The organism is bacterium, assembly GCA_026398675.1.
In the GTDB taxonomy this organism is placed as follows: domain Bacteria; phylum RBG-13-66-14; class RBG-13-66-14; order RBG-13-66-14; family RBG-13-66-14; genus RBG-13-66-14.
This window is the reverse complement of sequence record JAPLSK010000083.1, coordinates 1-3060: the sequence shown is the minus strand read 5'-3', so window position 1 is coordinate 3060 and position 3060 is coordinate 1. Positions and strand designations below refer to the sequence as shown.

The 3060-nt window shown below is 67.0% G+C and carries 3 protein-coding genes; all 3 read left to right on the top strand.

Annotated features, from left to right (window positions below):
• On the top strand, positions 1-160 hold a 160-nt coding region (locus NTW26_01715), incomplete at its 5' end, for a hypoxanthine phosphoribosyltransferase (protein ID MCX7020990.1).
• A gap of 188 nt (positions 161-348) precedes the next feature.
• Positions 349-2346: an ATP-dependent zinc metalloprotease FtsH gene (gene ftsH / locus NTW26_01710; protein MCX7020989.1), complete on the top strand. Its 1998-nt coding sequence runs from the start codon at positions 349-351 to the stop codon at positions 2344-2346.
• 62 nt (positions 2347-2408) lie between these two features.
• On the top strand, positions 2409-3060 hold a 652-nt coding region (locus NTW26_01705; GenBank protein MCX7020988.1), incomplete at its 3' end, for a dihydropteroate synthase.

The window sequence follows — 3060 nt, the reverse complement described above, 5'->3', positions numbered from 1 at the left end:
GTTTCTGGACAAGCCGGGACGCAGGCTTCACCGGGTGGACGTAAATTACACCGGCTTCACCTTCACCGGGGACGGGTTCGTGGTGGGCTACGGCCTGGATTACGCCGGGCGCTACCGCAACCTCCCCTTCATCGCCCTTCTGGAGCCGGAGGACCGGTGAGGGTCCGCGCAGTCGTCCCGCCGGGCGATGGGTCGAGCCCACCCTAGATTGCGGCGGCGGGCTTTTATTGACTCTTTCCCGGCGCGCTGGTAAAATTCCCGCGCCGGTGAGCGCATAGGCGTGCAACCCCCGCTTCCGTTTGGGCGTAAATCCAACATGGGGGAATCCGCGCCCGAAAAGGAGCTCCACTGAATAAAATATTAAAAGCCATCCTCCCCTGGATAATCATCCTCGGCGCGGCCATCCTGCTCCTGCAACTCTTCGCCGGACCCTCCGGCGGCGACGAGATTGACTACACCCTCTTCTACAGGCAGATCGAGGCCGGCAACGTCAAGTCGGTCGTCATCACCGAATCCGAGCTCCACGGCGTCCTGAAGACCTCCATCGAGAATCCGGCGCAAAAAGGCCACACCTTCACCGAGTTCACCACCAGCATCGCCGGCGTGGACATAAATTTCCTGAACAAGCTGGCCGAGAAGGGGGTCACCGTCTCCGTTGACCAGAGCCAGGGGACGTTCCTGTCAATCCTGTTCACCCTGGGCCCGGTGGTGCTGATAGTCGTCCTGTTCGTTTTCATGATGCGGCGGATGCAAGGCGCGGGCAGCCAGGCCATGTCCTTCGGCAAGAGCCGCGCCCGCCTGATCAACCAGTCCAAGAACAAGACCACCTTCGACGACGTGGCCGGTTGCGACGAGGCCAAGGAGGAGCTGGTCGAGATAATCAGCTTCCTGAAGAGCCCGAAAAAGTACCAGAAGCTGGGGGGCAAGATTCCCCGCGGCGTGCTCCTGGTGGGCCCCCCCGGAACCGGCAAGACGCTTTTGGCCCGGGCGGTGGCCGGCGAGGCCAACGTGCCGTTCTTCTCCATCTCCGGGTCCGATTTCGTGGAGATGTTCGTGGGCGTGGGCGCTGCGCGGGTCCGCGACCTCTTTTCCAACGGCAAGCGCAACGCCCCCTGCATCATTTTCGTGGACGAGCTGGACGCCGTGGGGCGCCACCGCGGGGCCGGCCTGGGCGGTGGTCACGACGAGCGCGAGCAGACACTCAACCAGCTCCTCGTCGAGATGGACGGCTTCGAGAGCGAGTCCACGGTCATTTTAATGGCCGCGACGAACCGGCCGGACGTTTTGGACCCGGCGCTCCTGCGCCCCGGGCGCTTCGACCGCCAGATCGTTGTGGACCTCCCCGACATCCGGGGCCGCGAGGAGATTCTCAAGGTCCACGTGCGGGACAAACCGCTGGCCGACGACGTTGACCTGCGGCGCATCGCGCGGGGCACGCCGTTTTTCTCCGGGGCCGACCTGGCCAACCTGGCCAACGAGGCGGCGATTCTGGCCGCCCGCTACAACCAGACCTCCATCACCCAGGAGATTTTCGAGGAGGCGCGCGACAAGGTCTTGATGGGCCCCGAGCGCCGCTCCCGCCGGATAGACGAGGAGACCAAGCGCGTCACCGCCTACCACGAGGCGGGCCACGCCCTGGTCAGCATCCTTCTGCCCGACTACGACCCCCTGCACAAGGTGACCATCATCCCCCGGGGCCTGGCGCTGGGGCTGACCATGCCGCTGCCGGATAAAGAGCGGCTCAACCTGGACAAGTCGTACCTCGAGAAGCGGCTGGCGGTGCTGATGGCCGGCCGCGCCGCCGAGGAACTGGCCCTGGGCTCCACCACCTCCGGCGCCGCCAGCGACATCAACCAGGTCACCGACCTCGCCCGCCGGATGGTCTGCGAGTGGGGGATGAGCGAAAAGCTCGGCCCCCTCGCCTTCGGCAAGAAGCAGGAAGAGATTTTCCTCGGCCGGGAAATAGCCCAGCACCGCGACTTCTCGGACGAGACCGCCAGAATCATAGACGGCGAGGTGCGGGCCGTCGTGGAGTCCGCCTACTCCCGCGCCACCGAGCTCATCAAGGGGAACCTCGGCAAACTGGAAGCCATCGCCCGGGCCCTCATCGAGCGCGAGACACTCGAGGGCGGAGAGGTGGAGGCGCTGATCCGGGGCGAGGAATTGCCCCCCGACGACCGCCGGCTGCCCCACCTGCGCGAGGAGGAGAAGGCCCGGTTGGAGGCCGAGCGGAAGCGCACCCCCGAGGAGCGCGATTTCACCGAGAACATCGGCGTCTGGCCCGGTGACGAGCGCCGGGAGGCCTCCCCGCCCCTGGGCGAGGACCACCGGAGCGACCTGGAGTAATCCCCACCGGGAATGTATCCGAACATGCAAAAGAGGGGGGGATTCCCCCTCTAGGCTTTGATATGAAACACCACCCCCGCGTCTGCCGGATTGACTCACCCGAGGACGCCGCCCGCCTGATGCGCCGGGCCGGCGTCTCCGACCGCGGCGTGGAGCTGATGACCTCCAAGCTCGGCTTCCACGTTTTTCACATCCGCGACGTTGGGCACGCCATGGCCACGATTCTCAAGCAGGAGGCGCTGGCCGCGGGCGCCGAGGCGGCGGTGCACAAGGGGCTCGTCATCCGCGGGGTGGACTCCACCGACGTGGTGCTCGGCGGGACGCGGCGGCAGTTGGGGCTCATCGCGGAAAAGCTCCGGGGCCAGCAGTTCGGCCTGGGCGCTCTGGGCGACGAGCTGACCGGGACCCTCGCGGCGCTCGACCGCGTGCCGGTCTGGCACGTGCGGGACCGGGTGCTCGACCTCTCCCGGCCCCTGGTCATGGGGGTCGTCAACCTCACGGGCGATTCCTTCTCCGGGGACGGCGTGGGCGACGACGTGGGGGCGGCGCTGGAACGGGCGAGGGCGATGCTCGCGGCCGGGGCGGACATCCTGGACCTGGGCGCCGAGAGCTCCCGGCCCGGCGCCCTCCCGGTGGACGCCGACACGGAGATTAAGCGCCTCCTGCCCGTCGTAAAGGCCCTGGTCGCCGAGACCGACGCGGTCGTGTCGGTGG